This is a genomic window from Shewanella sp. 5S214, from assembly GCF_041439795.1.
GTDB lineage: Bacteria > Pseudomonadota > Gammaproteobacteria > Enterobacterales > Shewanellaceae > Shewanella > Shewanella vesiculosa.
Window position 1 is genome coordinate 12,699 of sequence record NZ_JBGOOV010000015.1, and the last position, 24,023, is coordinate 36,721.

18 protein-coding genes are annotated in these 24,023 nt (G+C 41.3%); 6 read left to right on the forward strand and 12 right to left on the reverse strand.

Going from position 1 to position 24,023, the window contains the following annotated elements; translation table 11 throughout:
* Positions 1-11: 11 nt before the first annotated feature.
* The 4 genes from ACED29_RS11510 to nhaA all read right to left on the reverse strand — a co-directional run bounded on the left by ACED29_RS11510 (position 12) and on the right by nhaA (position 3,292).
* Complete coding sequence (locus ACED29_RS11510; protein WP_124017101.1) at positions 12-260, reverse strand: succinate dehydrogenase assembly factor 2; 249 nt, start codon at positions 258-260, stop codon at positions 12-14.
* Between the two features lie 29 nt (positions 261-289).
* Positions 290-1,213, reverse strand: coding sequence for a transcriptional activator NhaR (gene nhaR, locus ACED29_RS11515; protein ID WP_182698327.1), 924 nt, complete (start codon positions 1,211-1,213; stop codon positions 290-292).
* A 520-nt stretch (positions 1,214-1,733) separates the two neighbouring features.
* Positions 1,734-2,120, reverse strand: a complete 387-nt coding sequence (locus ACED29_RS11520) for a hypothetical protein (RefSeq protein WP_124017099.1) — start codon at positions 2,118-2,120, stop codon at positions 1,734-1,736.
* A complete protein-coding gene (gene nhaA / locus ACED29_RS11525; RefSeq protein WP_124017098.1) occupies positions 2,117-3,292 on the reverse strand; it encodes a Na+/H+ antiporter NhaA in 1,176 nt (391 codons plus the stop codon). Before nhaA ends, ACED29_RS11520 begins: the two co-directional genes overlap by 4 nt.
* Before the next feature lie 245 nt (positions 3,293-3,537).
* On the opposite strand from nhaA, the gene ACED29_RS11530 reads away from it, so the two are divergent.
* Positions 3,538-4,389 carry a thymidylate synthase gene (locus tag ACED29_RS11530; RefSeq protein WP_124017097.1) on the forward strand — a complete coding sequence of 284 codons (852 nt, stop codon included), beginning with the start codon at positions 3,538-3,540 and terminating at the stop codon, positions 4,387-4,389.
* A gap of 72 nt (positions 4,390-4,461) precedes the next feature.
* Here the strand turns inward: ACED29_RS11530 and ACED29_RS11535 are convergent, their stop codons facing one another.
* From ACED29_RS11535 to rppH, 3 genes are all read right to left on the reverse strand, one after another.
* Complete coding sequence (locus ACED29_RS11535; protein WP_124017096.1) at positions 4,462-5,262, reverse strand: sulfite exporter TauE/SafE family protein; 801 nt, start codon at positions 5,260-5,262, stop codon at positions 4,462-4,464.
* 80 nt (positions 5,263-5,342) lie between these two features.
* A complete protein-coding gene (gene ptsP / locus ACED29_RS11540; RefSeq protein ID WP_371697722.1) occupies positions 5,343-7,583 on the reverse strand; it encodes a phosphoenolpyruvate--protein phosphotransferase in 2,241 nt (746 codons plus the stop codon).
* Between the two features lie 24 nt (positions 7,584-7,607).
* Entirely contained in the window at positions 7,608-8,126 is a 519-nt protein-coding gene (gene rppH / locus ACED29_RS11545) for an RNA pyrophosphohydrolase (RefSeq protein WP_124017220.1), read from the reverse strand.
* Positions 8,127-8,891: 765 nt separating this feature from the next.
* Here rppH and mutH point away from each other — a divergent pair.
* Positions 8,892-9,560 (forward strand): DNA mismatch repair endonuclease MutH, encoded by a 669-nt coding sequence (mutH, locus tag ACED29_RS11550; protein ID WP_182698323.1) that lies wholly within the window; start codon positions 8,892-8,894, stop codon positions 9,558-9,560.
* 232 nt (positions 9,561-9,792) lie between these two features.
* The gene (locus tag ACED29_RS11555; RefSeq protein WP_220487645.1) at positions 9,793-10,803 is read left to right on the forward strand and encodes an adenylate/guanylate cyclase domain-containing protein; all 1,011 of its coding nucleotides are present in this window, start codon (positions 9,793-9,795) and stop codon (positions 10,801-10,803) included.
* Positions 10,804-10,895: 92 nt separating this feature from the next.
* Here the strand turns inward: ACED29_RS11555 and oxyR are convergent, their stop codons facing one another.
* From oxyR to ACED29_RS11570, 3 genes are all read right to left on the reverse strand, one after another.
* The gene (gene oxyR, locus ACED29_RS11560; protein WP_124017092.1) at positions 10,896-11,822 is read right to left on the reverse strand and encodes a hydrogen peroxide-inducible genes transcriptional activator OxyR; all 927 of its coding nucleotides are present in this window, start codon (positions 11,820-11,822) and stop codon (positions 10,896-10,898) included.
* 190 nt (positions 11,823-12,012) lie between these two features.
* Complete coding sequence (locus ACED29_RS11565) at positions 12,013-12,378, reverse strand: Hpt domain-containing protein (RefSeq protein ID WP_124017091.1); 366 nt, start codon at positions 12,376-12,378, stop codon at positions 12,013-12,015.
* Positions 12,379-12,658: 280 nt separating this feature from the next.
* A complete protein-coding gene (locus ACED29_RS11570) occupies positions 12,659-13,636 on the reverse strand; it encodes a TIGR01212 family radical SAM protein (RefSeq protein ID WP_371697723.1) in 978 nt (325 codons plus the stop codon).
* Between the two features lie 522 nt (positions 13,637-14,158).
* On the opposite strand from ACED29_RS11570, the gene gltB reads away from it, so the two are divergent.
* On the forward strand, positions 14,159-18,607 hold the full coding sequence (gltB, locus tag ACED29_RS11575; protein WP_182698321.1) for a glutamate synthase large subunit: 4,449 nt from the start codon (positions 14,159-14,161) through the stop codon (positions 18,605-18,607).
* A gap of 5 nt (positions 18,608-18,612) precedes the next feature.
* Positions 18,613-20,019 carry an FAD-dependent oxidoreductase gene (locus ACED29_RS11580; protein ID WP_371697724.1) on the forward strand — a complete coding sequence of 469 codons (1,407 nt, stop codon included), beginning with the start codon at positions 18,613-18,615 and terminating at the stop codon, positions 20,017-20,019.
* A gap of 139 nt (positions 20,020-20,158) precedes the next feature.
* Here the strand turns inward: ACED29_RS11580 and ACED29_RS11585 are convergent, their stop codons facing one another.
* Positions 20,159-20,827: a flagellar brake protein gene (locus tag ACED29_RS11585; protein WP_182722521.1), complete on the reverse strand. Its 669-nt coding sequence runs from the start codon at positions 20,825-20,827 to the stop codon at positions 20,159-20,161.
* A gap of 605 nt (positions 20,828-21,432) precedes the next feature.
* Here ACED29_RS11585 and ACED29_RS11590 point away from each other — a divergent pair.
* Positions 21,433-23,283, forward strand: a complete 1,851-nt coding sequence (locus ACED29_RS11590; protein WP_371697725.1) for a cytochrome c/FTR1 family iron permease — start codon at positions 21,433-21,435, stop codon at positions 23,281-23,283.
* Positions 23,284-23,424: 141 nt separating this feature from the next.
* Here ACED29_RS11590 and ACED29_RS11595 read toward each other — a convergent pair whose 3' ends face one another.
* The gene (locus tag ACED29_RS11595) at positions 23,425-23,838 is read right to left on the reverse strand and encodes a hypothetical protein (RefSeq protein WP_124017085.1); all 414 of its coding nucleotides are present in this window, start codon (positions 23,836-23,838) and stop codon (positions 23,425-23,427) included.
* Positions 23,839-24,023 lie beyond the last annotated feature (185 nt).

Below are 24,023 nucleotides of genomic sequence, written 5' to 3' on the forward strand. Positions count from 1 at the left end.
CGGCTATTGAATTAAGGTGCTGGTCTTCCACGGACTTTTATTATCATATCGGCTAACAATGGATCTTGGCATTGTTCATGCCCCATAAACCAAGCAAATAACTCTGGGTCTTCACACTCTAATAGACGAATAAAGGTATTTTTATCATCATCGGTCATTGCTTCATATTGAGTTTCGACAAAAGGTTGAAACAAGATATCTAATTCTAACATTCCGCGACGACATGCCCAGCGGACACGAGCTATATTCATTAATTCCAACACAAATCTCCTGATGTCTGTATCACAAGTTAGCTTATACGGTTCTCAAAATCTTGTACTTGTTTATCTCGTCCAGCAAATAATTCTCCAAAATCCGTTGCTAATAATGATTTTACCGCGGGATGTTGGATCATTCGCTCAGCGAACATCACATGGTATTCTTCTTTGATGTCAGTTGTTTCACCAAGCAATACCATACCTTGTGACAGTATATCATGACGATAAATAGACGGTGCGACAAAAATACCGCGATTAAAGTAACCAAATGCTTTCATCATTTCGGCATCGTCAAATTCCCCCAGAATACTGACATTAAGATTTTTTTCCGCAAACCAACCGTGTAACTGTTGTCCTAATGAGGTTCGTTTACCTGGGATTAATAATTTACTCTGCTCAAGACAAGCAGGAAAAGGCGTAGAGATAGATTCCGCAGAAAAAAAGCTCACTCCACACTCGCCTAACTTTTTCGACAAAATCTCAGGATACTTCAACGAGCCGCCGGCACAATCCGATACAATGATATCCAGCTTATGCTCACGTAAACGTTCAATAAGGCTATCGTGAGTTGACTCATAACAGGCTAAATGTACAGACCCATCGGCAGGAATAACGGTTAATAACACACGGCTCACGAGGGCTTTAGATAATGCATCCGCCACACCGACCTCGAACAACAAGGAGTCATCTTTTTGATAATTTAAGATATCAAGCATTTCATAGCTAAGACTAAACATCTTATCCGCATAACGAAAGACCAGTTCTCCTAACTCAGTAGCCTCTAAATTGCGCCCTACACGTTTAAACACAGCGCCCTTTAACCTTTCCTCCAATGAACGGATCTGCCCGGTAATGGTTTGAGGTGCAAGACATAATACTTGAGCGGCTTTGGTTACAGAGCCTTTCTTTTGTACCATCCAAAAATAATATAAATGATTATAATTTAAATGCTGCATATCAATTACTAACCCTACAAAAATCACTACAGCTACTATAGCAAATAAACACTTAACTGCGCTGTTGATTAATTGATAGTAGCTGGGCTGTATATCTTAGGTGGTTAACGTGGGTTAGAGAAAACGCGTTAGTGGTTTATTTAACTTAAACTAAGGATAAGATATGACAATACAACAATAAAAATCATAGTCTTAGCTACCATCAAACTTGTCACTCGTTTTCCTACAAGGCGAATTGGTGCTTCCAATAGCAAATTTACTACCTGTTAACTCAACGCAATGAGCAAGGCAGAGGGCTGTTTTAGCGTGGTTTGCCATCTCAAGTTCAGGTGATTTAACCCTGCAGTCTAAATCTTGGAAACACAGGATCTAAAAAGCTAATCCGCCATAACAAACGGTTGCTACATTCATCATCAAAAATCAACAGTTCCTGAACCACTAGATTAATTCATCTGAATGATTAGCCAAAAATCAAGCATAAAAAACGCAGCCCAAGGGCTGCGTTAATCTATTGACCAAATTACTGACTGCGGCGACAATCCATTAAACTCGTGATCACTGATTCCAGCTCATCACTGTTACTGACATTGTTTAACGACACCTGCTCAGTAAGTGCTGAGACAACTTCAGATTTTACTATTATGTGGCTAGAGCAATAATTCACATTCGCTGTTTGATAACGTTTCCCCGCTCGGTATTTCAATGCTCTTGATTCATAATCATTGGGATCAATTCGTTTCTTAGCCAGCTCATCTTGAAACATTAATGCTCCATCCACAACGCCTTCCAAATAACTTTGGCAAGTGGGTGAGTCAGATGATTCAAGACAAACATTAAATGATTCCGCCGATACAGGAATAGCTAGACTGCTCACGAGTATTCCCAAGGTTAATGTATTGAATTTCATGATTTCCCTCCATTTTTAGGCAGTACCTTGGCTAACCAAAAATAACCAATCACAGCCGCAAATAACGATCCAGTTAAAATACCGAGCCTTGCATAATCACCAAACGCAGCCGGTGAATTCTCAAATGCTAGTGAAGCAATAAACACCGACATGGTAAATCCAATACCACACATAACCGCAACAGGGATGATATGCCTCCAGCCAATGCCTGGTGGTAACTCAGCTAATTTAAGTTTTACTGCTAAATAACTAAATAGCAGCACTCCAATAGGCTTACCTAACAACAGACCCATGATGATACCTAGGGTGATAGGTTCAGCAAATGTATCCAATGACATATTGGTTAATGATAAACCAGCATTAGCAAAAGCAAACACCGGCAGAATCATAAAGGTGCTCCATGGGTGTAGCTTGTGCTCCAAATGCTCAGACGGTGAAGAGCCATCTTTAGCACGTAAAGGGATACAAAATGCGATAATCACACCGGCCAAAGTCGCATGCACGCCAGATTTCAATACCGCAACCCACAAAATAAAGCCCAATAATCCATAAGGTAGAATCGAACTGACCCCTTTTCTATTCAAAGCGACCATTAGCACGATTGATATCGCCGCAATCACTAAACTAAGCATTGATAAATCGGTACTGTAGAACAGCGCAATAATCACAATCACGCCAAGATCATCAATAATCGCTAACGCCAGCAAAAATACCTTTAAGGCCACCGGAACACGACTACCCAGTAGTGCCATAATACCTAGCGCAAAGGCAATGTCAGTTGCCGCAGGAATGGCCCAGCCAACCTGAGTTTCAGGGTTAGAGTAGTTAAATGCTAAGTAAAATAACGCAGGAAAAACCATGCCACCAATAGCAGCAAAGCTGGGTAAGGATGCTTTTGCGACACTAGACAATGCTCCTTCCAGTAATTCACGCTTCACTTCTAAGCCGATTAATAAAAAGAACAATGCCATCAAACCATCATTAATCCACAGTAAAAGTGGCTTATCGATATCAAGATCACCTACCCTAAACTGGACTTCAGTGGCTAAGAAATCTTGATATATCCCAGCTAATGGTGAATTGGCAAGAATCATCGCCAAAGCCACGGCGATCATCAATAAAATCCCACCGGCAGACTCTTGGCTTAAAAAGTTTTTAATTGCACGTTCCATATAACACTCCAAAAAAAACAATAAGATAAGTCTATCTGAATCATTGAAACTATAATAATCGCTTGTTTCTTGATATTAACTCGGTATTTCCGAGGTATCAAGCGGTAACAAGTCTGCTTTATACTTTATTCGAGTTATGCTGACACTGTGAAGCATAGCGTAGATTGGGTCTTTTTCTACAGATTAGAACGTGTTAATTAACCTTGGTTTGGGTATAATCTCGAAAAGGAAAAAGGATTAAACAGATGAAACAATATCTAGATTTGTGCCAGCGTATTGTCGATGAAGGCGAATGGGTCAATAATGCTCGCACTAACAAAAAATGCCTCACCGTGATTAATGCCGATCTTGTTTATGACGTTGCAAATAATCAATTTCCATTAGTGACTACACGTAAAAGTTTCTGGAAATCGGCCATTGCAGAAATCCTTGGCTATTTACGCGGTTATCAAAATGCTGCTGATTTTAGATCATTAGGCACCAAAACATGGGATGCCAATGCCAATGAAAACCAAGCTTGGTTAGACAACCCAAACCGTAAAGGTCACGACGATATGGGGCTGATTTATGGAGCCTTGGGGCGTGCTTTTCCAAAAGCGGGTGGTGGGCAAGTCGATTTACTGCAACAAATTGTTGATGACTTAACTAACGGTATCGATAATCGCGGTGAGATTTTAACCTTCTATCATCCAGGCGCATTTGACTTAGGTTGCTTACGTCCATGTATGTACGAGCATCACTTTTCATTACTTGGTGATACCTTGTATCTCAATAGCACCCAAAGAAGTTGTGATGTTCCATTAGGATTGAACTTCAATATGGTACAGGTTTACGTATTGCTGGCATTAATGGCACAAATAACGGGCCACAAACCCGGTAAGGCGTACCATAAAATTGTCAACGCTCATATTTACGAAGATCAGCTTGAACCCATGCGCGATATTCAGCTAAAACGTGAGCCTTTTGCCTCACCTAAATTAATCATTAATCCACAGATTAAAACCTTAAAAGACATTGAAACTTGGGTGACCTTGGATGATTTTAGTGTAGAAGATTATCAGCATCACGACGCGATTAAATATCCTTTCGCCGTATAATCTGGTTTCGCTCATAACAAAAATGGCGTTGTTCAAATACTTGAACAACGCCATTTTTGTTATTGTTTAGGCTTAACTCGTTAGTAGTTTCAATCCTACAACAACAAGCAAGCAAGCAAAGATTTTTTTCAACACTGGCGTGGGCCAAGAGCTTGCCGCTTTTACACCGATAGGCGCGCACAACATTGAGCTAATAATAATCCCGATTAATGCGGGTAAATAAATGTATCCTACCGAGCCCTCGGGTAAATTCGGTACATCAAATCCCGCGATGATATAACCAATGGTACCGGATACAGCAATAAGCATTCCGGTTGCCGATGAAAACCCAACAGCTTGGCGCATTTGTAAACCGCAATAACTCAAAAATGGAACTAGCAGTACTCCACCACCAATTCCCATTAGCCCAGCGGTTAGCGCTATCAAAATTGAGATGATAAATAGCACGGCAAAATTAGGCAGACTACTTCCCGTTTTCACTTTAAACGGAAACGCCATTTGTACAGCCATTAACACGACAAAAATGGCGAAGGCCTGCTGTAAATCATCCGATGCAATTTGCTCAGACACAAATGCTGACGCTAAAGAACCAATCACAATGCCGGGTAAAATAGGTTTAAATAACGCCCAAGGAATATTACCGCGTTTATGATGGGCAGCAGCTGAAGACATAGACGTTAAAATAATCGACGCCAGTGATGTAGCGATAGCGACGTGAGTGAGTTGAACCGAGCTAATGCCCACTGAGGGTAAGATATACAACAGAGCAGGCACAATAATTAATCCCCCTCCAATACCTAGAAGGCCGGCTAAAAAACCCACAACGGATCCCAGCAAAAGACATATTAAAAAGACCTGCAGTAAACTATCCACGATGACATCCTTAAGAGCGACACTTGGCAATATTATCAAAAACCACAACAGCGAGTTATCAAGCCGATTAAATCAAACGACTAATCCATATTAATTAAGTCTGCTAAATCATGCTGTTGTAAAAAATGAGCGAGTAAGCCTCGGACTTGATTACCATTTGATTGCTGTAAAATAGACTCCAGCAATTCAGATAACTGTTGTTTTGAGACACGTCTAAGTAAAAAATTAATCCTCGCTAAGCTGCCTTGGTTCATACTGAGTTTGTTATACCCCATAGCAACTAAAAGCAATGCGCCGTAGGGTTCTCCAGCAAGTTCACCACACACACTCACATCTAAATTATACAGTTTACACTCATCGACCGCGCGTTTAAGGGCTCTAAGAATACCTGGGTGATAACTGTCAAATAGCGAACTCACACTCGGGTTATTACGATCGACAGCCAGCAAATATTGCGTTAAATCATTACTACCGACAGAAACAAAATCAACTCGCTTCGCCACATCGTGTAACTGGTATAATAATGCTGGTACTTCAAGCATTACACCAACTTTTGGCCTAACCAAAATAGTATTTAACTCTTGGCTTAATTCAATAAATGCTTGATCCAAATATTTTAAGGTTTGATCTATTTCATCTAAATTACTGACCATTGGCAGTAATATTTGCAATTGATTACCGTGACTTGCCGCTTGTAGCATCGCCCGTAATTGCACTAAAAATAATTCAGGATGATCCAGTGATAACCGAATGCCGCGCCAGCCTAAAAATGGGTTATCTTCTTTAATCGGAAAATACGGTAGTGGTTTGTCACCACCCACATCCAATGTACGCATCACCACAGGTCTATCACCTGCAGCATCTAATACTTGGCGATAGACATTGATTTGCTCACTTTCACTCGGAAAGCGTTGATGCAACATAAATAGGATTTCAGTTCGATACAACCCAATACCATCGGCACATTCTGCTATTTCAGATGCGATACCACTGAGTAACCCTGCATTGAGATACAAATGGATCCGCTCACCATCGGTGGTAATAGAGGGTAAACCCAACTCGGCAGAAAATTGCTTTTGTTTTTCAACATCAGCATCAATCAGTAATTGGTACTCTTCTATCACAGCGGGTGAAGGCGATACCAATAGCTGACCACGATTAGCATTTAATACTAATAGCTTTTGATCAATATCGATGGATAAGACTTCATCAACGCCAACAATGGCTGGTACACCTAGCGCACGCGCTAAAATAGCGGCATGAGCATTTACCCCACCACGCTCGGTGACAATCCCAGCTAACTTTTGTCGCGGAAACTCTGCCAGTAAAGTGGCATCCACTTCTTTTGCGACTAATATAACCGGTTTATCCGGTTCTAATTCCAGTCGACCAGGCTCTATCAGTTGTCGAAGCAACTTCTGCCCGAGCTCTCGAATATCACTGGCGCGCTCTTTGAGGTAAGGATCTTCCATCGCCAAGAACTGCTCAATATAGCGAATAGACACCCGACTGACAGCAGACTCAGCTTGCCAGCCTAATGCGACTTCACGGGCATACTCGCCACCGAGACTCGAATCATCGAGCAGTAATTGAAATGCCGTAAATATAGAGGCAACATCAGCAGATTTTTCGCGTTCAAAACGTTGCGATATTGACGTCAGCATGTCTTTACAACGCTGTACGGCTAATTTTAAGCGCAGAATTTCAACATCAACATCAGTACATCTGATCTCGGCCTGTTCCAGTGAAATCAAACCACCTAACACTAGACCATGAGCAATCGCAATACCGCTTGACGCTGTTTCACCACTGAAAACAACTTGTTGCTGCACATTGGTAATGGCCGCCTTGTGCTTTAAGCTTCGCACAACGACAGCAAGTTGCGCTGCCAAGGTCATTAAAAATGCTTCTTCGTTTTCACTGAACTGACGCGCTTCGGGCTGTTGCACCACAATAACGCCGACAACCTGTTTTTGAAAAATGATCGGTACAGCTAAAAATGCCCGATATTCTTCTTCTGCAGCTTCTGGGAATAATTTAAAGCGAGGGTGAATACGGGCATCAGCAAGGTTAATAGCTTCTTCACGTTCGGCAACTAAGCCAACTAACCCTTCAGATAGCGGCATACTGACGCGGCCAACAGCAGATTTTTCTAGCCCTTCGGTGGCCGATAACACAAGATGTTGTTGTTCAAGGATATAGATAGAACAGCAATGGGTAGCCATCGCTAATCGAGTTTGTGACACTAATATGGTTAATGCACTTTCAAGGCTGTTGGCTCTCGCAACAGCTTGAGTAATATCCCTGAGCATATTTAACACTGTTCCAATCCTCTTTGAAATCAGTTAACTCCGTTGTTTGCTTCGTTTTTTACTAAATTCGCGCGTTTGTAGCGCTAATGTCGTCGATGCGAACTCTTTCATTACCTTTCTATATACGTCGCGTTTAAAAGACACTACCTGACGAACAGGATACCAATAACTGACCCAACGCCAATCATCAAACTCTGGATGACCTGAAGAATTCAAGTTAATGGTATTATCGTGACCTTTCAATTGTAGTAAAAACCATTTCTGTTTTTGGCCAATGCAAACAGGTTTGCTTTCTTGGCGTACCAAACGCTTAGGTAAACGGTAACGTAACCAAGAGCGCGTGGACGTTAAAATTTGAACATGTTCAGGTCTTAGCCCCACTTCTTCGTAAAGTTCTCGATACATGGCTTCTTCTGCAGACTCGCCATCATCCAACCCACCTTGTGGAAACTGCCATGAATGTTGGCCAAAACGTCTGGCCCACATAACTTGTCCAAATTTATTACAGATAATGATGCCCACATTTGCGCGAAAGCCGTCGCTATCAATCACATGGACTCCGAAAATAACAAATTTTATATCGTTTGATTGTTTCACAAAGCATGCCTATCGGCAAACCTCTATTTACTGTGGATAATTGAATAACAATGTGAATAAATCAAAATTATCAACAATTATACAAAACCACTTTGTGGATTATCCACAAAATCTGTGGATATCTCTGTTCGAAACTTTGGTAAACCTTAATAACAGGCTAAAAACCAACTAATATCCTTTTGAATAAAACTGCTGAGAATTATATTATAATTCTATATAAACAGTAACTTAAAATTTTAAATAAATTCAAAAAATGCTAGATCGCTGCAATAGTACAAAAAACACACAAGCCTAATTGAGATAGCTAATCACTCATTTAGCAACTTAAGTTATACACAAATAACAAGGCTTATTTTAAATTAAACCCGTAAAAAAGCCATTTTATTACGTTGACTTGGGGTTTTTAATCAGTTAAAGAGCCATAAACTTGTACTTATCCATTAAATCTGTGGATAAGTATGTGTGAAATGTAGGGGAAAAACGAGTGTAACTTGGGACAAGTATATTATAAAAACAGTCGTAGTTAAAAAATTCATTTTAAAACAGCATCCTACAGAAGATTTTAAGCGAATAACTTTACCCAAACAAAATGCGGTTATTTTTCAACCAACCCAGGTACAACTAACTAAACTTGTTATCAATCAATATTACTTGATAGCATAGCGTGTCAGTATTAATCGCCAGCGCCCCCCCACGTTCTCAAAGGTAAATTATCATCAAATGGCTAAATCATCGCCCTTAAACCTCAATGAATTAATGCAAAGAGCCCACAATATGGCAGGCATTTGTTTAGCGGATATTGCCAGAGATAATCAAATAGAAGTACCGGTGGATTTGCGAAGAGATAAAGGCTGGGTAGGTCAACTTATTGAATCTGAATTAGGTGCGCTTGCGGGCTCAAAACCTGAACAAGACTTTCTGCATTTAGGCGTTGAGCTGAAAACGATCCCGATTGATCATAACGGCAAACCACTAGAAACGACTTATGTTACTGTGGCCCCACTGACGAATATTCAAGGCATGACTTGGGAGAATAGTCTGGTTTATCATAAATTGCAGAGAGTGTTATGGGTTCCTGTTGAAGGTGAACGGAGTATTCCTGTTGGACAAAGACGCATAGGCACACCCATACTGTGGCAACCCAACAGAGATCAAGCCAGACAGTTACAACAAGATTGGGAAGAGATAATGGAGCTTATTGCCTTAGGCAAGGTGGATAAAATTAGCGCCCGTCATGGAGAGGTACTGCAATTACGACCAAAAGCGGCTAATAGCAAAGCACTCACAGAAAGCATCGCCGAAGATGGCAGTATACAATTATCCAATCCTCGAGGGTTTTACCTTAAAATTAACTTTACGCAACAGATCTTAGCTAATGCATTCTCATAATCTGCCACAATCACAACCCTGACTATGATTATTAATATCGAAAAAACTTGTACTACTGCAGCAGTTTCTTCACTTCTATTGATCTAAATCAGAAATAAAATATCACAAGTAAGCAAAATTTCTATAGACTACCCCTCTTATATACTAAGTCATTTAGGCAACCACATTCTCCGTGAAAGCACGCCGTCAAACACAAAAATTATTGTTCGCTATTTTTGCCTGGTGTGTAGCAATGGCTTCTTTCGTTTTTTTTCGTTACTCACAATCATCGCAACTACCTGAGTGGGCAGTTGGAAGTGCCGATTTAGCCACACTTGCTGTGATGATGGGCATTGTATTTGGCTGTTTGCATTGGATGTCGAACCTGATTGCTGACTTTAGCGCCATCAGTCGTTTACCTTATTTATTTTCAGTCGTATTTAAAGGCTTGTTTCTATTACTCGGGGCGACGACCTTAGCGTATGTGACACAATTTTTAAACATGTGGGCCATAGAGAATCACATGGTGACATTGCGGCAAATGCTTACGGTGCAAATTATTTACAGCCCATCATTCCAAGCATTAGTGGTTTATCTTGTTGTGGTGCGGGTCAGCTTAGCTTTTATTGAACAAATGTCGCTGTTGGTAGGCCCAAAAGTATTACTGAATATTGGCATGGGTAAATATCACAAGCCACGTTATGAGCAACAATTGTTCTTGTTTATCGATATGGTGTCATCAACCGCTCATGCAGAAACGTTAGGTGACTATCGCTTTAGCCGCTTGATTCAAGACAGCTTTAGTATGCTTGCAGATACGGTGACCGATAATGAAGCGGAAATTTATCGCTATATGGGTGATGCAGTATTGATCCATTGGCCGTTAGAACAAGGCATTAAACATGACCGTTGCATGAATATTTATTTTGAGTTTTGTCAGCAACTTCAGTGGCAGAGAAAATACTTTGAACAGCAATATGGTTTTGTGCCCAAATTCAAAGCAGCAGCGCACTGTGGCCAAGTTGTCGCCGCAGTTGTTGGTGTTCATAAGCAAGAAATTAGCTTCTTTAGTGATGTATTAAACACTCTGGCTCGACTGCAAGATCAATGTAACCCACTCGGTCAAAGAATGTTGCTCTCAGGGGATGTGGTGCATCGACTTGAACAGCAAAATAGCCAGTATCAACTGACTGACTTAGGGCCTATTATGCTAAAGGGTAAAAAGCATCCAACTGAAGTGTATGGTGTTGCTCCAATAAAATAGCTCCCTCTACTAGTTGAAGTCAGTTAATAACAAAAATGGCAAGTATTACGACTTGCCATTTATTGAGGCTTCAACATTCTCCAAATGAGTCTCTAACCGATCTTATTCGGTAACACTTGTGCTAACAGCTTTTTCTGAATGGCCAAACCTAAGGTTCTGAACGTTGAAATACGACTGGTAGTTTGACGCCAAACTAAACCGATATCACGGTAAGGGGCTTCGCCAGGTGGATCGATAGCAACCAGATCGGTATCCGTTAAAATCCCTGTATCAATAGCCATTTGGGGTAAAAATGTAGTACCAAGTTTACTGTTTACCATCTGTACTAAAGTATGCAGACTCGTGGCAGCAAAGGGATTAATTTTGGCACTATCACCCAATTGGCATGCTGTTATTGCGTGTCCGGTAATACAATGTTCAGCTTGGAGTAAAAAAATACTTTCATCAGGCATTTTTTGGTAGTCGATAGGTTGCACTAATTGTTGCGATACCTCTTTATGCATTACCATTTTAAACGGATCAATACCGACTTTCATACTATGAAAACCACTCGTGTCCACAGGTAACGCCAATATCAATAGATCTAACTCACCTTTGGCTAACGCATCCAACAAACGCTCAGTGGTATCTTCTTTTAATAACAAGCTGAGTTTGGGATAATCTTGCTGGCATAATTTAACCACTCGACTGAGTAAGAATGGCGCTATGGTCGGAATACACCCTAAGCGGATCTCTCCAGTCATGGGTTCGCCTTGATTTTTAACTAACTCAACTAAGTCATCGACATCGGTTAAAATATTGCGAGCTCGCTCAACCACTTCTTCGCCAATAGCAGTAAACATAAAGGATTTATGATCGCGTTCAATTAACTGGTAACCCAGTTGCTCTTCAAGGTTTTGAATCCCACTTGATAATGTTGATTGGCTCACAAAGCATATCTTGGCAGCGCGATTAAAATTTTGTTCTTGATGTAAATGAACTAAATAATAAAGGTTTTTAAGGCTAGGAAGATTTTTCATATAAACGATTACCCTTATCTATGTTAATTCAAATAGTGAATTAAATAAGCCAAAAAAACAAGATATCAATGGGCTAATCGAAACAAAAGCCCATAAAAAATGCCCCTTAAATAAGAGGCACTTAAACAACATGACTTTCAGCACTCGTCTAGGTATTTATCTAAACTGATAGTGACTAGCATAATGGTAATTACGCTTTTGCTTCCAAGTATACTTTCAACTGTTGTAAATCTTTGGCAGCATGCTCAACGATTGCAGCAAGCCATACCTTGTGTTCGGTTTCCCATTTAGCTTCTTCACCGTGTTGTAATAGCTGTGAAAATTGCTGAATGCGTTTCAGGCCAACAGACCCTGCTGCACCTTTAAATTTATGAGCTTCTGCACATAAGGTGTCTTTATCATTTGCATCACCCGCTTTCACTAGGCTGCTGATATATTCAGGCATTAGCTGCTCGAATAACACGACGCTTTTCAATAACGTTCCAGCTCCAATGGCACTGATATATTGCTCAAGCGTATTGAGATCCAATATTGAGTCTAACTGCGTTGTGGCCATTAAGGCACCTCTATCAAATATAACGCTATAAAGTTATAAATATGATACCGAGTAAAATACCCTATGCAAGGCTTGCTAATATTTAACCGCTATTTAATGACAAAATATCACATTTTTTCAACATAACTACTCAACTGGTATTACCAATGTTTAAAAATACCTCACATTGATAATTTTTCAGCCAAATTTTTAGTGATAATAGTTATCACTCCTATATAACATCACAAAAATCGACCTAAATGTTGAACCTATTTGATTGCCAATAATCGACCCGCAGCGATCACTCGCCCCAGGAGGTTTTAGGTTGGCTAGCGATTAATGCACTGCCTTGCCCACCAAATTCACGTAACTCGTTTACGATCGCAACCAAGCCATCCCAGCGAAAAGCACACCAATCTGGGGCGAGTAAGATTGGTTTTTTGGCATAAGCAGTTACCCGATGAAAGATAATATTTTTTGGAGTATGTCGAATAAGTTTTGCAGCTTCAGCGGCATACTCTTCAAGGGTCAATAATGGCATAGCATTATGACGCCATTGCTTCGCCATCGTACTGCCTTCAACAACATGTAAAGGATGTAATTTAAGTCCATCTACACCAATGCCTAATACAGTTTGTAAGCTATTAAAATAGTCAATCGACGTTTCGCCTGGGAGCCCTAATATCAAATGAGTACACACTTTAATGCCTCTAGCGCGGGCATTTTTTACCGTCCGACGATATTCGCATAACAGATGGCCACGATTAATCCGCTTTAAGGTATGATCATTGGCGGTTTGTAAGCCTAATTCTAGCCATACTTCTATCCCTCGTTGTTGATACTCAACCAGTAAATCAATTACTTCATTAGGAACACAATCAGGACGAGTACCAATATGTAACCCTACAATATCGCTATCCTCCAGCGCTTGATCATATTTTTGCTTAAGCAGTTCATACTCATCATAAGTACTAGTGTAAGCTTGAAAATAAGCAATATATTTCGCTGTGGGGGGAGTATTTATATTCACTGAAGAGGTACATTTTTTTGCCGATTGCGCACGTACTTTGCCTTCAGTTAATTGTATCGCTATCGGTTGTTCTCTACCTCGTTCACCACTGAATGAGGCAACGTTGCAAAAAGTACACCCTCCTACCCCTAAGGTGCCATCACGATTAGGGCAAGTAAATTGGGCATCAATGGTTAATTTTTTTACCCTTTGTCCATATAGACGTTTGCAATACACGCCAAACGTATTTACGTAGTCATCTAAACCCAAAATACAGTCTCATTATTACGCCAAAGTTCGCCAGTGTAGTCAGTCGATAAACACCTGTCTTGGTGCTAAATCAATAAAACAGTCTATTAACTCAAGCGAGTTATAAACTTATGTACAAACTAAATAACGTTTAAAACAATTTAGTTTATTTACATCTACAAAAAAGTGAATATTTACTCATTTATAATAATTTTTTACCCAAAGACTGTGTTTGAAATAAAATTCATTATTTTTGTTTCAAAAACAATTAACCGCTATTGTTACAAAAAGGTAATCAGTAATTTAATTTTTTTCTAAAATTCTTTTTATTCAGAACGTTATAGTGCCAAAAACACAGTTTACGTTAACGTAAACTTGACAGCTTATTACCTTTTTCTAGTAATTATATTTCAGTTTGTTGCATTTTTTTGGTTTGACCTTTATGCATTCTCGGTTTAATTTGGATGGTTCGGGTGCATATCTATGGATATTCTTCAAATTTACCCCGAGTCGTATCTAGTAGAGGTTTAGGGGGTTTTTTGTATGAGCTTGTATCATCCCAGTTTTGAGCGTGACAATTGCGGATTTGGTTTGATTGCACAAATGGACGGAGACGCGAGTCACCGTATTGTGCGTACCGCGATTCATGGTCTCGATCGAATGAAGCATCGTGGTGGTATTGCAGCTGACGGACGCACAGGTGATGGCTGTGGTTTATTAATGCAAATGCCTACAGATTTTTTTGAAGCTATTGCGGCTGAAAATGATTGGCATTTAAGCCGCAAATTTGCGGTGGGTATGCTATTTCTTAGCCAAGATGAGCAACGCGCTGATGAAGCGAAGTTCATTTTAGAAAAAGAACTACAAAGAGAAACGTTAAGTGTCGCTGGCTGGCGTAAAGTTCCGATCAATCCAGATGTTCTGGGGGAGATTGGCCGGAAAAGCTTGCCACAAATCTATCAAGTATTGATTAACGCGCCAGTGGGATGGCGTGAGAAAGATCTTGAACGTCGCTTATATATGGCTCGTCGCCGTCTTGAGCAACAAATAACAGATGATAAAGATTTTTATGTTGCTAGTCTTTCTGGGCAAGTCATAGTCTATAAAGGATTAATGATGCCAGCAGACCTGCCATCATTTTATACAGACTTAGCAGATATTCGTTTAAAAAGTGCGATTTGCTTATTTCACCAGCGCTTCTCAACGAATACATCGCCAAAATGGCCATTAGCACAACCGTTTCGTTATCTCGCTCATAATGGTGAGATCAATACCATTACCGGCAACCGTCAATGGGCAAGAGCGCGTGCTTATAAATTCAACTCGCCTTTATTACCCGATTTACAACAAGCGGCCCCTTTTGTTAACGAAACCGGTTCAGACTCGTCTTCTTTAGATAACATGCTCGAAATGCTGTTATCCGGTGGCATGGATTTATACCGTGCGATGCGTTTGCTTATTCCACCAGCATGGCAATCTAATCCTGAAATGGATGACGAGTTAAAAGCTTTTTATGATTTTAACTCAATGCATATGGAGCCGTGGGATGGCCCTGCAGGCATTGTAATGACCAATGGTCGCCATGCTGCCTGTGCAGTTGATCGTAACGGCCTACGCCCTTCTCGCTACGTTATAACCAAGGATCGTATCCTCACCTTAGCGTCTGAAGTGGGTATTTGGGATTATTCCGCCGATGAAGTGATTGAAAAAGGCCGTGTTGGGCCAGGCGAGTTATTAGTATTAGACACCTTAAATGGTCGCTTGTATCACTCATTTGAAATTGATAATGACCTAAAGCGTCGTCATCCTTACAAAGAGTGGATGGCTAAAAACAGTCAGACATTGATCCCTGCGGAGCAAATTGCGCCGACAAAACAAGGTTCAAGTGGCTTCGATGCCAAAACACTGCTGCAATATCAAAAACAGTTTGGTTTTACTCGTGAAGAATTAGAGCAAGTTATTTGGGTACTAGCCAGCAAAGGCGAAGAAGCCATTGGCTCAATGGGCGATGATACACCTATGGCTGTATTGTCGAAAAAGTCACGCTCCTTGTATGACTATTTCCGTCAAAAATTTGCTCAGGTGACCAACCCACCGATTGACCCCTTGCGTGAAAAACACGTAATGTCGCTCGCGACCTGTGTAGGACGTGAACAAAATCTTTTTAGCGAAACCACAGGTAATGCTTACCGAGTAATGTTTAATTCGCCAATTTTATTATTCAGCGATTTTAACCAATTACTTGGACTCGATAGCACTAACTATCGCGCCAATACAGTTGACTTGAACTACGATGCTCAAGAAACCTTAGAGCAGGCGATTCGTCGTATAACAGACGAAGCAGAACGCTTAGCGCGCAGTGGCACAACATTATTAGTCTTGTCTGATCGCGCGGTTGCAAAAAATGCTCAAGTGATCCCAGCCGCGATGGCTGTCGGAGCTGTGCAGCGACGTTTAGTCGATAAAAGTTTGCGTTGCGACACTAACATTATTGTTGAAACCGCATCTGCTCGTGACCCACATCATTTTGCGGTACTAATCGGCTTTGGCGCAACAGCCATTTACCCTTACCTTGCATACGAATCTATTTCTGCGATGGCTAAATTGCATCAGATAGATGATGTGACCCCATTAATGCTTAACTTCCGTTATGGCATTGAAAAAGGTTTGCGTAAAATCATGTCAAAAATGGGCATTAGTACCGTCGGATCATACCGTTGTAGCCAACAGTTTGAAGCCGTCGGTTTAGCCAGTGATGTGATTGAATTGTGCTTTAAAGGCGTAATCAGCCGTATTGAAGGGGTTAGCTTTAACCATATCGCCGATGACCAAAAAATACTCCATACTGCGGCCTATCGCGCCCATGTACCGCTACCACAAGGTGGCTTGCTTAAGTATGTTGAAGGCGGCGAATATCACTGCTTTAACCCAGATGTAGTCAATACCTTGCAAGCGTCACTAAAAGACAAAAACTACGCTGAGTATAAAAAGTTTACTCGCTTGGTTGATGATCGCCCAGTGGCAACGCTGCGTGATTTAATTGGCATTAAAGGCCAGCTTGACGCAGTTGAGCAAGAGACTGTTGAAGGCGCTGAAACACTTTACTCACGCTTTGATAGTGCCGCCATGAGTATTGGCGCATTAAGCCCTGAAGCCCATGAAGCATTAGCGGTTGCGATGAATCGTCTTGGCGGTCGCTCAAACTCAGGTGAAGGCGGAGAAGACGCGCGTCGTTTCAATAGCGAACGTAACTCAGCCATTAAGCAAATTGCATCTGGTCGATTTGGAGTGACAGCTCACTACCTGGTTAACGCTGATGTGCTGCAAATTAAAGTGGCACAAGGGGCAAAACCCGGTGAAGGTGGTCAGTTACCTGGTCATAAAGTGAGTGTGGAAATTGCCGGATTACGTCATGCACGTCCCGGTGTGACTCTCATTTCACCGCCACCACATCATGATATATATTCTATTGAAGATTTGGCTCAGCTGATTTTCGATTTAAAACAAATCAATCCAAAAGCCTTGGTGTCGGTCAAGCTGGTTTCAGAACCAGGCGTGGGCACTATTGCAACGGGTGTCGCCAAAGCCTATGCCGATATGATCACCATATCGGGTTACGATGGCGGTACTGGTGCAAGCCCAATCACCTCAGTGAAATATGCTGGTTCTCCTTGGGAACTCGGTTTAGCGGAAGTGCATCAGTCACTGGTAGAAAATGGCTTACGTCATAAAATTCGCTTACAAGTGGATGGCGGTTTAAAAACCGGTACTGATGTGATTAAAGCTGCATTACTCGGGGCTGAAAGCTTTGGATTTGGCACTGTGCCTATGATCGCGCTTGGGTGTAAATACTTACGTATTTGTCATCTTAATAACTGTGCCACAGGTGTTGCGACACAAGATAAAAACTTACGTGATAATCATTATCACGGCTTACCAGAACGTGTCATGACCTACTTTGAGTTTGTTGCTCAAGAAGTGCGTGAATGGATGGCAGCATTAGGTGTCACCAAGTTCGAAGATTTAGTTGGACGCAGCGACTGGTTGTATGCGATTGAAGGTCAAACAGACAAGCAACGTGGCTTAGATTTAGCGCCGATTTTATACAAGCCTAAAGTGCAGCCAAATACGTCACTGACATGGAAAGAAATCAATCCGCCATCCGATGTGGGTCAGTTAAACCAAACCTTGTTAGCTGATTGTCGTACGGCAGTTGATCTCGGTGAACCGTTTACTTATCAATATCAAATTAATAATACCGATCGCTCTGTTGGCGCAACACTGTCAGGCTATATTGCCACTAAAGTCGGGGTCGCGGGCGCAAAACAACCGTTAACCCTTGGTTTTAGCGGTAGCGCAGGACAAAGTTTTGGGGTTTGGAATAGTCCAGGCCTTGAACTTAGGCTTTGCGGCGACGCCAATGATTATGTTGGTAAAGGGATGTCAGGCGGTAAAATCGTTATTCATCCTCCTATCGGTAGCCCGTTCCAGAGTGAACGCAGTGCCATTATGGGCAACACCTGTTTGTATGGCGCAACGGGCGGTAAATTATTTGCCGCAGGCCAAGCGGGTGAGCGTTTTGCTGTGCGTAACTCTGGCGCCATTGCTGTCGTTGAAGGCAGTGGCGATAATTGTTGCGAATACATGACCAGTGGTATCGTGGTTATCCTAGGTAAAACTGGAGTTAACTTCGGTGCAGGTATGACAGGCGGATTTGCTTATGTGTTTGACCAATTTGGGCGCTTTAATCGTCGGGTAAACACCGAAATGGTCGACACCCATAAAGTAGAATCAAAAATCCACCAGCAGCACTTAAAAGGTCTTATTGAAACTCATTATGAAGAAACAGGCAGTGAGCATGCCAAAATGATATTGAGTGATTTTGAAAACTGGTTGGATTGTTTCGTATTAGTTAAACCAACGAATATTGCCGTTGCTGACCTGCTAAAAATTGAGCAGAAGAGTCCGGAATTAGTGGTAAAAGCAGGGTAATTATTATGAGCAATGACTTTCAATTTATCGAAGTGGGTCGAGTAGACCCGGTAAAACATGAAGCCAAGAAACGTGCCACACAATTTATTGAAATTTATCAGCCGTTTACACAACCAGAAGTCAAGCAGCAAGCCGATCGTTGTCTGGACTGTGGTAACCCGTATTGCGAATGGAAATGCCCACTGCATAACTACATTCCAAACTGGTTAAAACTGGCAGAAGAAGGCCGGATTATGGAGGCGGCAGACTTGGTGCATGAAACCAATACGCTGCCAGAAATTTGTGGCCGAGTGTGCCCACAAGACCGCTTATGTGAAGGTGCCTGTACCTTAAACGATGACTTTGGTGCTGTGACTATTGGTAGTGTTGAAAAATACATTACCGATACTGCCATATCACAAGGTTGGCGCCCAAACATGACTCAAGTGACTCCTCGTAAAGAGCGTGTTGCCATCATTGGAGCGGGTCCTGCAGGTCTTGGTTGTGCTGATATTCTGGCACGCAATGGTGTGCAAACAGTAGTGTATGACAAGTATCCACAAATTGGTGGTTTGCTCACTTACGGCATACCGTCATTTAAGCTTGATAAAGAAGTCATGGCGACACGTCGCTCAGTGCTTGAAGGTATGGGCATCAAATTCAAAATGGGTGTCACTGTCGGAAAAGATGTGAGCTTCCAAAGCCTGTTAGATGAATACGATTCTGTATTCTTAGGTATGGGTACTTACACCGCCATGAAAGCAAAACTGCCTAATGAAGATGCCCAAGGCGTGATCCAAGCCCTGCCGTATCTTATTGGTAATACTCATCACATTATGGGTACTCAAGACGAAGCGACACCGTATCTAAGCCTTGAAGGTAAAAATGTCGTGGTGCTAGGCGGCGGTGATACTGCAATGGACTGTTTACGAACAGCCGTTCGTCAAGGAGCTAAAAGCGTGACATGTGCTTATCGCCGTGACGAAGTCAACATGCCGGGTTCACGTCGTGAAGTACAAAATGCTCGCGAGGAAGGCGTTAATTTCTTATTTAATCGTCAACCTGTGGCCATTAAAGCTGAAAACGGTCAAGTGGTCGGGATTGAGTGCGTTGAAACCCGAATGGGCGAAGCAGATGCCAGCGGACGTCAACGCGCTGAAATCATTCCAGGTAGTGAGCAAGTGTTAGCAACTGATGCGCTGATTATTGCCTTTGGTTTCCAAGCTAGCCCTGCCGCATGGTTTAGTGATTTTGGTATCGAAACCAATGAATGGGGCCTAGTGAAAGCCAATAAAACAGATGACAACCCGTTTCAAACCACCAATCCAAAAGTGTTTGCTGGCGGAGATATGGTGCGAGGCTCTGACTTAGTCGTGACAGCGATTGCAGAAGGTCGAGACGCGGCATTAGGGATTTTAAACTATTTAGATTAATAGCTTGCTAGCCTAACAGGATAGACATTCTAGGTTAGCTTGATAATAACAAGCTGTTATAACGTGTTTGCTTGTGAATTTTTGCGCATCTTATGATGCGCTTTTTTTTAGTTTATTTTTTACTATAACTCACTGTTGATTATGAGTGTCGAGTCGAATTAACTAAAAAATAGCTGAAGATATTGTCTTTTAATAGCGAATTATCATCTGAAAATTTGATCCCCACGTGTAATAGCCCTTCAACATTTTTAACTTTTACCGCACTGCCAGATAAAATGCCAGAAAGTTCAGTATTGATCGAAATAGACACGTGTATTTGCTCGCCTTCGGCAAAACTTGCCGCGTTGGCGTCTAAGGTCAGCAAACACCCCGAAAATGAAAAATCAACCATTTTGGCGCTCACTTTAGCGTCATTGTGAATAACAAATACATCTTGTTCAATATTAACTCTGAGCTGATCGCGTAACTTTTTCTTAATGATTATTTTCGGAACACTGAGACATAACATCTTAATCGGTTGATTAACGATAGATAAAATAGATGACTTAAACGCAATGATGTCTTTAAAGCCGCTATTGGTCATGGCTCTTACAACAATTTCAGCATTCACTAGCATATGCTGATAAGCCTCAGAAAGACCTTTGTTTGGATACTCAATTAAGATAAAACGCCCAAGTTGATAACCAATCATACTCGAACGTGATTGGACAGTTTTGCCATTGGCAAAATGAATTTCAATAAATAAATCCATGCCTATGTCGATCAAACTAAGATCACCATAAATTGGAGCGCTTGCTGGGGTAGTCATTGTCTACCTGCTCTTATATAACTCGTCATTATCGGCCTGTGTGTTATCAAAACATCTCGTCAGAATAGCTATAATAAACAGAATAATCTTATTTTGCTCATTATAGCTAACCCGAGCCAGATTCAAATCGGATAAATGGTCAGATAACGCAGACGGCAAGATAAAGGACGATTGCCACACCGTTTATTATCTTAAATGAATGTGACTTATACCAAACAGTAATAATGAATACTGCACAGCAGCTAATCATAACTCAATGTTTTAGTGACTATAATAATAAAAAATTTATTGCAGAATTATTTCCTAACCCTGAAATCAGATCATACTTGCGCAAATAAACTGGATTAATACTCACCAGCCTCACCAACAAGCTTTCACAGTGATTGATAAGCTACCAACAAATAAGTAGAATACAAATCATTATCATTTACTTGGTTTATTTTAGAGAATAATTCTTTTATTCCTATTGGGGCAATACCTTGAATACTTTCTTAAACAGCTTGACGTTAAGACGGCAATGGCTCAACTCATCTTTCTTCAATCGATGCCTATTGCTTGCTATTAGTGCGATTTTTTCAACGACGCTATGGGCGCAGAGCCCGGCAATGACATCTGACGATATTGTCAAACAAACACGACAAATTCTCCAGTTAGCTGAATATATTGGGGTGGATTACTCAGAAGCGGTTACAGCAGGTAATATTACTAATCCTGATGAATTTGCTGAAATGCAGCAATTTGCCAGCATTATTATTGAAAAAACCAACCTGCTCGCGAATGATATGCAAAATTCAGTAATGGCAGATGCATTGCAATTACAACAAGCCATTGAAGACAAAGCGCCACTGGCTGTTATTCAAGAATTTAGCCAACAAATCCGCCAACAGTTATTAAGCCAGTCTCCGGCCTTAATATTGCCATCACAGCTATTAACCAAAGATCATGTTCAGCAATTGTTTATCGAAAATTGCTCAAGCTGTCACGGTGATTTAGGCCAAGGCAATGGGCCATTAGCCAAATCTTTAACACCTGAACCAACCAATTTCACCGACCAAGAACGGGCGTTAAATCGTTCGTTACTGGGACTGTATGACGCCATTTCTGATGGCTTAGATGGCAGCGCGATGCGGGCTTTTAGTGAGTTAAATGATCAACAACGTTGGTCATTGGCTTTCTATGTTGGCAGCTTAGCATTTGAGCCAACGGCCACGGCAACTGAACATAGGAAACATGATACCAATGTTGAATTACAACAATGGGTCAATAACAATCCTATACAATTACTTCAGCAAGATGTCGGCATTGATCGTAGCCAACTTGAGTTATTACGCTCACAACCTGAATTACTGTTTCAACACGCCGAGTCGCCGATTTCAACTGCACGCACAAACTTGCAAGCTGCTGTAGAGGCTTATCACGCCAATGAGTTAGCGCAAGCACAAACCTTGGCGGTAAGTGCATACTTAGATGGATTTGAGTTAATTGAAAATACCTTAGATGCTCATGACAGTAGTTTACGAAAATCGATCGAGAGCCAACTGCTTAACTTTAGAAACTTACTGAAAGTACCAGGCCAAACCACACAGATTAATCAAGAGTTTGCCAGTATAATGACTCAGCTCAATCAAGCTGACACTGTATTAACAGGCCAATCGTTATCAAATAATGCCATGTTTTCGGCGGCATTAATTATTCTGTTGCGCGAAGGTTTAGAAGCACTGTTGGTGATCATTGCCTTAATGACAGTGTTAATTAAAACCGAGCGCCATGATGCGATTAAATTTGTTCATTTTGGTTGGATATCGGCACTCGCTGCGGGAGTATTAACCTGGTGGGCGGCAGATAATCTGATTAGCATTAGCGGCGCATCGAGGGAGTTAATGGAAGGCGGCGCCGCATTAATGGCTGCTCTGGTGTTGTTCTATGTCGGTTATTGGATGCACAGTAAAACCCAGGGTTCCAAATGGCAAGGTTACATTAAAAATAATGTTGATCGTCATTTAAACACTGGTACCTTGTGGGGTCTCACAGGGCTTGCGTTTATTTCGGTCTATCGTGAAGTCTTTGAAACCATTTTGTTCTATCAGTCATTACTGACTCAAGCCATAGGCTCTGATAGCAGTAATGAACAAGTCAGTTACCTAGTTTACGGCTTGCTAGCCGGTATGGCTATTTTAGCTGTGATTGCTTGGTTAATGATGCGCTACTCAGTTAAATTGCCATTAGCCCGCTTCTTTGCGGTGAGTTCATACTTCATGCTGGTGCTAGCGTTTATCTTGGCAGGCAAAGGTATTTCAGCATTACAAGAAGCTGCGGTAATTAGCCTTACGCCCTTCCCTTTAGATGTATCGATTAGCTGGTTAGGTATAGCGTCGACATGGCAAGGCTTAAGTACGCAAATGGTAATTGTGGTGTTATTTAGCTTTTTGGTTATTCGTAATCGTTACGCCAAATAATACCCAAAATTGACAGCATGACCTTGAGTGCTTAACCCTCAAGTTTGGTGTTTTGTATTCGAGTTTAACATTGAGCAGCCAATAAAAAGGCCGGCTAAATATATTTAGCCGGCCTTTTTGTTCCTAAAAGCGGTGAGTCATTTATTGCACAGTAAACTTAGTATCTTCATCTCTTAACATGTACAGCGCAAAACACGCGGCCCACATTGGCCATGCAGCAAAAAACAATAAGTTATTAAACGCATCAAAATATTGATTAAATGCCGACAAGGTTGAAGCGCCGTGCATGAGAAAGATAATCCCGTAAGTAATACGCTTTTTAAACCCCAATACAAACGCAAACACTAAGGTTAATTGCAGTGCGCCCATAATATAGGCGGCAACTTCATTCATGCCGCTAATGCCATAAAACTTTTCAAATATCTTCATGCTATGGCCAGGATTAACAAACTTATCCAATGTCCACACTAGCATCACCAAAAATACGCCTAAACGTAAAGCCAGTAATGACCATTGCAATTTGCGTTGAACATCGCCGCTAAGTGTTGTTTGCATCATCATTCCTTAAAAAATAATAATAAAGTGGTATCTATCTAAAACTAATGAGCTTTTAATAGGCTAAACTGACTTTTTAAGCAAAAATCGCATTTGCCACTAATTGACCGAGTAACGCGCAACTATGTTGCACTGTCATCTATGCCATTTAGACCTAAGCCTATAAAAATAGGCATAACATGGTT

Coding starts and splice junctions, on each gene's coding strand:
- ACED29_RS11520 (WP_124017099.1), bottom strand. CDS start 2,120: ATGAAATTCAATACATTAACCTTGGGAATACTCGTGAGCAGTCTAGCT.
- ACED29_RS11595 (WP_124017085.1), bottom strand. CDS start 23,838: ATGCAAACAACACTTAGCGGCGATGTTCAACGCAAATTGCAATGGTCA.
- ACED29_RS11585 (WP_182722521.1), bottom strand. CDS start 20,827: ATGACTACCCCAGCAAGCGCTCCAATTTATGGTGATCTTAGTTTGATC.
- nhaR (WP_182698327.1), bottom strand. CDS start 1,213: ATGCAGCATTTAAATTATAATCATTTATATTATTTTTGGATGGTACAA.
- oxyR (WP_124017092.1), bottom strand. CDS start 11,822: ATGAAAAATCTTCCTAGCCTTAAAAACCTTTATTATTTAGTTCATTTA.
- mutH (WP_182698323.1), top strand. CDS start 8,892: ATGGCTAAATCATCGCCCTTAAACCTCAATGAATTAATGCAAAGAGCC.
- ACED29_RS11590 (WP_371697725.1), top strand. CDS start 21,433: ATGACATCTGACGATATTGTCAAACAAACACGACAAATTCTCCAGTTA.
- ACED29_RS11580 (WP_371697724.1), top strand. CDS start 18,613: ATGAGCAATGACTTTCAATTTATCGAAGTGGGTCGAGTAGACCCGGTA.
- ACED29_RS11530 (WP_124017097.1), top strand. CDS start 3,538: ATGAAACAATATCTAGATTTGTGCCAGCGTATTGTCGATGAAGGCGAA.
- gltB (WP_182698321.1), top strand. CDS start 14,159: ATGAGCTTGTATCATCCCAGTTTTGAGCGTGACAATTGCGGATTTGGT.
- ACED29_RS11565 (WP_124017091.1), bottom strand. CDS start 12,378: ATGGCCACAACGCAGTTAGACTCAATATTGGATCTCAATACGCTTGAG.
- nhaA (WP_124017098.1), bottom strand. CDS start 3,292: ATGGAACGTGCAATTAAAAACTTTTTAAGCCAAGAGTCTGCCGGTGGG.
- ACED29_RS11555 (WP_220487645.1), top strand. CDS start 9,793: ATGGCTTCTTTCGTTTTTTTTCGTTACTCACAATCATCGCAACTACCT.